3 protein-coding genes are annotated in these 5,452 nt (G+C 38.1%); 2 read left to right on the top strand and 1 reads right to left on the bottom strand.

The features are described 5' to 3' along the window. Both ADJ83_RS08345 and ADJ83_RS08340 read left to right on the top strand, forming a co-directional pair. Positions 1-260 (top strand): IS3 family transposase (locus ADJ83_RS08345; RefSeq protein ID WP_048717499.1); only part of this gene is annotated, 260 nt, incomplete at its 5' end. A 454-nt stretch (positions 261-714) separates the two neighbouring features. Next, a complete protein-coding gene (locus ADJ83_RS08340; protein WP_048717497.1) occupies positions 715-3,627 on the top strand; it encodes a glycosyl hydrolase 115 family protein in 2,913 nt (970 codons plus the stop codon). Positions 3,628-4,160: 533 nt separating this feature from the next. Here ADJ83_RS08340 and ADJ83_RS08330 read toward each other — a convergent pair. Continuing rightward, positions 4,161-5,276 (bottom strand): NADH-dependent flavin oxidoreductase, encoded by a 1,116-nt coding sequence (locus ADJ83_RS08330; protein WP_048717493.1) that lies wholly within the window; start codon positions 5,274-5,276, stop codon positions 4,161-4,163. Between the last annotated feature and the right edge of the window lie 176 nt (positions 5,277-5,452).

Genomic DNA, 5,452 nt, shown 5'->3' with positions numbered 1-5,452 from the left:
ATACTTTTCAAAATTATTTGAAGGAACATCATTTAGTAGGTAGTATGTCCAGACGAGGGAACTGTTGGGACAATGCGGTGATTGAATCATTTCATTCAAATTTAAAGACAGAGGAATTCCAATATTGTAAGTTTAATACCCTAGCTAATTTAGAAGTTATTTCTAGAATAGATGGGTACATTCATCATTACAACGAGGGTAGGATTCAAGCAAAATTAGGCTACTTAACTCCAATAGAATTTGGATTAAAGGCAGCTTAAAGGATTTCGGGGTTATCCACTTTGCATGTAGAAAAGACATGCACTTTATTTGGAGATGCGGGCATGATAGCCTATTATGGCTAAGCCAGATTCTCTTTGAGATATCTGGCTTCCTGGCTAAAGAATCTATGCCCGCAGAGGCTCCAAGTAAAGTGACAAAGTGCCTGAACTATTTCCAGTAAAGAACCAATATCAAATTAATGAAAAAGTGTTAAATTTAATATGGGTAGGTGTTTTATATATGTCTCATTTGGCTAGGTCAGTTCAATCTTTGTCTTTTTTTTATTAAATGAGACCAGTCTACTTTTTTTCACCAATAAATAATGCATATAGTTATAGGCTGAATAATAGAATATGTTATTATTTGTAATAGAACCAATGGTAACCGCTTACAAGGATAGTTGCAAGTAGTAAAAAATCTGTCATAAACCTAACCAATAGAAGAGGTGTTTATATGGAATTTACGATTAACAGAGACATGTTAAAAAGTGTAACAGCAGTTGATCATACTGGCTCCTTATTTTACCAAGAAAAAGAGGCATTTAGTGGAATACATAAAATTGCTAGAAAGGTTATGGGGGATGTGGAGTTAGTGTTTGGCTATGCACCACAAGCGACTTCGGATAGAAAGAAGCTTGGAAAGCATGCTGTTTTATATGGAACCTTGAACCATAGCCCAATTCTTCATGAATTGGAAGAGAAACAGCTGATTGATCTGTCAGAAGTGAAAGGAAAGAGGGAAGTTTATTTATTTCAAGTCATTGAAAATCCCTTTGAAGATGTAGAAAAAGCACTAGTAATCGTTGGGAGTGATAAGCGTGGAACAATCTACGGGCTATTTCATTTATCAGAGCTCCTTGGCGTTTCTCCGTTGGTGGATTGGTGTGATGTTAAACCCAAGCATAAAGAGTCTTTCTCATTAAGTGGAGATTTAAAATATCTTTCGAAAGAGCCGTCTGTGCGTTACCGTGGTTTTTTTATCAATGATGAATGGCCAGCTTTTGGAAACTGGACGACGAAGAATTTTGGCGGCTTTAATGCGGAAATGTATGACCATGTTTTTGAATTATTGCTGAGATTGAAAGGAAATTATCTATGGCCAGCTATGTGGTCTGCTCGTTTTAGCGAGGATGGACCAGGATTGTTAAATGCAGTATTAGCAGATGAATATGGGGTAGTCATGGGGGCGTCCCATCATGAGCCTTGTTTGCGAAATGGAGAGGAATATAAATATTTGCGTGGGAAGGACTCTATTTATGGAGACGCCTGGAATTTTATTGCAAATAGAGAAGGGATTACGAAGTTTTGGAAAGATGGTCTGAAGCGGAACGGAAACTTTGAAAATGTCATTATGGTTGGGATGCGTGGGGAAGCGGATACAACTATTATGGGGAAAGATGCTACCCTTGCAGATAATATCGAATTACTGCGAGATGTCATCCAAACGCAAAATCAATTAATCCGAGAAAATATCAATCCAAATCTTTCCGAAGTTCCAAGAATGCTAGCTTTATATAAAGAAGTAGAACCCTTCTTTTATGGGGATGAACATACGGCTGGCTTAATCGGATCGGAGGAGCTTGAAGATATCATTCTTATGCTCTGTGATGATAACCATGGAAATCTGCGTACATTGCCAACAGAAGAAATGCGCAGCCATTCAGGTGGCTATGGGATGTACTATCATTTTGATTATCATGGTGGACCCATTTCCTATGAATGGATAAATAGTTCGTATCTTCCGAAGATATGGGAACAGATGACAATGGCTTACGATTTTGGTGTTCGGGATTTATGGATTGTAAATGTAGGAGATATTGCTACACAGGAATTCCCGTTATCTTATTTCTTAGATTTGGCTTATGACTTTGAAAAATGGGGAACCTCTGCCAAAAATAAGACAGATGATTATACGAGAAAATGGATTGATACCCAGTTTGACGGTGTATTTAATAAGGTGGAAAAGGAGAAGGTTTTTGAACTCCTAACAGGCTACACGAAAATAGCCCATAATCGCAGACCAGAGCATATGAATGCGGAAGTCTATCATCCTGTTCATTATAGGGAAACAGATCAGACATTACAGCAAATCGATTATCTTTTAAAGGCTGCAGAGGAACTATATAAACAAGTGGATTCAGAGAAATTACCAAAGTTTTTCTCTTTAGTCTATTATCCTGCTGTAGGAAACTTGAACTTGCAGAAGATGTGGCTTCTTACCGGGAAAAATCATGATGATGCCAAGCTTGGTAAAATGGAAGCAAACAAATTAGCGGAACAAATTAGAGCGTGTTTGACCAGAGATAGAGAACTGGTTGAGCAATATCATACCATTGATAATGGGAAGTGGTATGGAATGGGGATGTCTGAGCATATCGGTTTTACGAACTGGAATGAAGAAGGCTGTCAAAACCCAATTCTTATGCAAGTGATCCCCGCTAATAAACCGAGATTAATTGTTTCCATAGATGGGACGAATCAGCATTCGGAAGGCCCAGCATGGCATAATAATACACTGTATTTAGACGCATTTCTACAGCCGCATATAGAGGAAGCGACATTCACTATTTCTAGCTTAAGTGACAAAAATGCAGACTTTACGATTACTTGTGAAAACCAATGGCTAACCTGTTCGAAAACGAGTGGTAGTTTAGATGGTAAAGATAAAACATCGGAAGTCATTCAGGTGAGCATTAATCGTCAGGAAATGGGAGACGATTCAGAGGGTCGTATTGTCGTAGAAATGCCTTGTGGTACGTGTACCATTCTAGTATACGCAGCCCAAAATGATTACAAAGAATTCCCTGAGCGGACTTTTATAGATACGAATGGCTATATTTCGATAGAAGCCGAGCATTATTTTCTAAACAAGGAAGCAGTGAATCAACAGGGGGACATGTATCGATTTGAAGTGCTTGAAGGCTATGGCAAAACATTATCTGCCATGAAGGCTTTTCCAACAACCAAGCATTTTTCAGTAGGGGAGGATGCACCCTATCTGGAATATCATTTTGTCGTATTGGAAGCTGGAACGCATGAAGTAGAATTATATCTACAGCCTTCTAATCCAGTTACAAAGGATAATACGTTATTCTGTGGTATCCAAGCAAATGAGGATGACATCAACATTGTTAATATTATCCCAGAAGAATATATCGTTGGGGAAAGTGACAATTGGGGAGTGGATGTGCTGAATAATATCCATCGATACTGTCATCGAATCAAGTGTAAAGCAGGATTGAATACACTAAGAATTTATGCAGTAAGCCCAGGATTTGTATTAGAAAAGCTAGTAATCTATCCAGAAGGTAAGAAGCCAGCAACTAGCTATTTAGGGCCGACGGAAACTTATTTTGTAGGGAAATGAGTAGTACCATTTAATTAATAGAATAAGCAAGTAAGGACATTTTTTCCTACTTGCTTATTCTAGTTATATTTTGGAACAGCATCTTTTTTTTAGAGAATTATTTTCTATAAATGGGCGTATTGCAGTGATTTCCTGATAATCAACTGTGGATTAACAGTTAAAACAGGTAAGATTCCATTATCTTATGAATCAGGAGGAGGGGTGGCTAAATGCCATATTGATTATGATAATAGCAATCTATTTCATCATTGGTAGTTTCTACTCTTTGTATTACGGCATTAAAATGAAAGATGATAATAATAAAGATATTAGCTTCCCATTCATCATTAGTTTTCTTTTATTTCTATTTGGAGTTTTTAGTTTTTTTGATTATGTTATCGGAAAACTAATTGTTGGTGTGCCACTTTTTGTCTTCATATTCGGGAATAGATTTTTAAGAAAAATGAAAAGGCGGAATAAAGCTTAATCCTTGTGTAAAAAAGCACCTACTAGTGATATAGTAGGTGCTTTTCTGTGTGAATTTGTAAGCTTCCTTAAACTCCAGGAAACCATCCAGGTGTATGGATAATAGCATTCCAAAGAGGATCCGGAATGACAAGCTCTTTCTGCTTTTCTTTATTAATCGCTGTAACAATCGTTTCTTCTTTCCCCTCGGCAACTTTTTGTACCCAATAAGGGTCGATAATAAGCTCTCTACCTAAAGCGAGGAGAGGAATTCCTGTTTCTAGAGCTTGTTGTGCATCTGATGCACTGTAAATCGAACCAACGCCGATAAGTGGAACACGATTATTGATTGTTTCAAGCAAATAAGAAATGCGCGTTTTTGATAGGTCTTCCACACCTCTTCTTGGCGTGGAATGGAATTCTTGGAGCGAAACATGCAAGTAATCCAAGCCTTTGTCTGCTAGTTTATCGACTAGGGCAAGGGTATCTCCCATTGTAATTCCAGGTGTCTCGGGTTCCTCTGGGGAAAAACGATAGCCTACAATGAAAGGAGAGGTAGCGTATTTGTCAATAACACTTTTTACTTTGTCAATAATCGCCAATGGAAAAGTCATTCGTTTTTCAAGGCTTCCGCCAAAGCGATCTTCACGACGATTGGAATGAGGAGAGAAAAATTGCTGAATAAGGTAGCCATTTGCTCCATGAATTTCCACACCATCATAACCAGCTTCAATCGCACGACGTGTAGTCTCCCCGAAAGCATCAATGATCGCTTCGGCTTCCGATTCTGATAAAGCTCGTGGAGTTGGATTTCCACTTCCTTCAGCAGGTACGTCACTAGCACTCACAACATCCCCATTCACTAAGGCAGGAGGACACATCCGGCCACCATGGAAAATTTGGAGAACTGCTTTTGCGCCTTGTTCTTTAATACGTGAAGCTAATTTCGTTAAGCTAGGGATAAAGTCGTCACTATAGGCAGCAAATTCGCCTGGGAAACCTTGGCCATTACGCGTAACGTTTGTACATGCAGTAATGACCATACTTACTCCCGAAGAACGATGTGCATAATAGTTCACTTCTTCTTCTGAAACAGTCCCATCTTGATTGGAAGAAAAATTGGTCATTGGAGCCATAACTACTCTGTTTTTAAGTGTTATTCCATTGGGCAAGGTAAACGAAGATAATAGCTCATTTTTAATCATCTATTTATGCTCCTTTTTTAAGTATAAGCGTAATCATAAACAAATTAATCCATTCTGTAAATTATATTGCTCTGGTAGTTTTTCCGGATTTTATTAGAATAAACGTTGCAAACAAGTTTTCAGGGATTTCAGGAAAGTATGAGTAAAATGTTTGTGGGAGAATAAATATCCTTTTT

The sequence above is a fragment of the Bacillus sp. 522_BSPC genome (assembly GCF_001076885.1).
Classification (GTDB): Bacteria; Bacillota; Bacilli; order Bacillales; family Cytobacillaceae; genus Niallia; species Niallia hominis.
Note: the sequence above shows the minus strand (reverse complement) of the source record. Positions and strands in the feature narration are given on the sequence as shown.